We start from the raw sequence: 1,205 nt of genomic DNA, 5'->3' as shown, positions 1-1,205 counted from the left end.
GGACAGTTATAAGATGCTTATCCCTGACAATGTTTACTACCGAAATCTCTATTTTCTGGATATGGATAAGCAGTTAATAAAATCACTGGCTGTCAGCCAGCAGGAAGGACAAGGGGAGCTGGCCTTACAGCATTACTGTGATAAACAGGAACTGTCCGTATGAAAATATTGAAGATAACGCTGTCCTTATTATTTCTCTATTTTATTTACTGGGCGTTTGGCGACACCTTTTTTGACAGGCTTTTTCCTTTTTCACCTGACGAGAAGAAACAGTTGATTACGGTGGAAGGTGTCGTGCCGAAATACACAAAACCGTATGTATCTGCGCAATATATCTCAAAAGACTGCCTGAGATATCAGCTTGATGCAGGTATGTCGCCTTATCAAGTACCGACTTATTATGGATTGGATTTGGATGTAAAAGCTGATCCCCAAACCGGTTACTTTCAGGCGAAATTACCTTTTAATGGTGGAGGATGGTGTAAATGGAAAATTAACTGGGCTTCTGTTACGGTGGGGTATACCGATGTACACCATTTGGTGAAAGATGCTGTTATATCTGAAGGGGCAGAAGGGACTGGTTTAACCGCATTTATTAATGATGTAACCCAGGTTAATAATAGCGAAACTGCGATATTGAATATCCTGGATTACCATCCCACCATTTATCCGGTTTTAGAAATGTCTGAGGGACTTCCTAAAAGAGTACTCTTGCAAGGTGAAGTAGCACAACGTTTTTTTAGATTGAGGTTAACTCCAGGAGCGGAATGGAAAATTACCTTTAAGCCTAAACTGGATGAAACTAAAATGCCGAAAATTACTATCACTAACGGAAGGGGAGAATGGGTTGAATATCCTGATGGACGAATCGACCTTAATCGCCAAACGATAGACTACTGGAAAATAAAGTAGTGCTAACAGAGTTTCCAGTAAAAACCATTGACTGTGGGCCAGCAGGAAGAACAAGGGGAGCTGGCCTTACAGCATTACTGTGATAAACAGGAACTGTCCGTATGAAAATATTGAAGATAACGCTGTCCTTATTATTTCTCTATTTTATTTACTGGGCGTTTGGCGACACCCTTTTTGGCAGGCTTTTTCCTTTTTCGCCTGACGAGAAGAAACAGTTGATTACGGTGGAAGGTGTCGTGCCGAAATACACAAAACCGTATGTGTCTGCGCAGTATATCTCAAAAGACTGCCTG

General features: G+C 41.2%; 1 protein-coding gene and 1 pseudogene. Both read left to right on the top strand.

What is annotated here, in order from left to right; genetic code table 11:
- Positions 1–159 precede the first annotated feature (159 nt).
- Positions 160–912: a hypothetical protein gene (locus Phpb_RS15815; protein WP_065391180.1), complete on the top strand. Its 753-nt coding sequence runs from the start codon at positions 160–162 to the stop codon at positions 910–912.
- 101 nt (positions 913–1,013) lie between these two features.
- Positions 1,014–1,205: pseudogene (locus Phpb_RS26975) on the top strand (hypothetical protein); the annotation flags it as partial.

This window comes from Photorhabdus namnaonensis (assembly GCF_001684335.1).
GTDB lineage: Bacteria > Pseudomonadota > Gammaproteobacteria > Enterobacterales > Enterobacteriaceae > Photorhabdus > Photorhabdus namnaonensis.
Note: the sequence above shows the minus strand (reverse complement) of the source record. Positions and strands in the feature narration are given on the sequence as shown.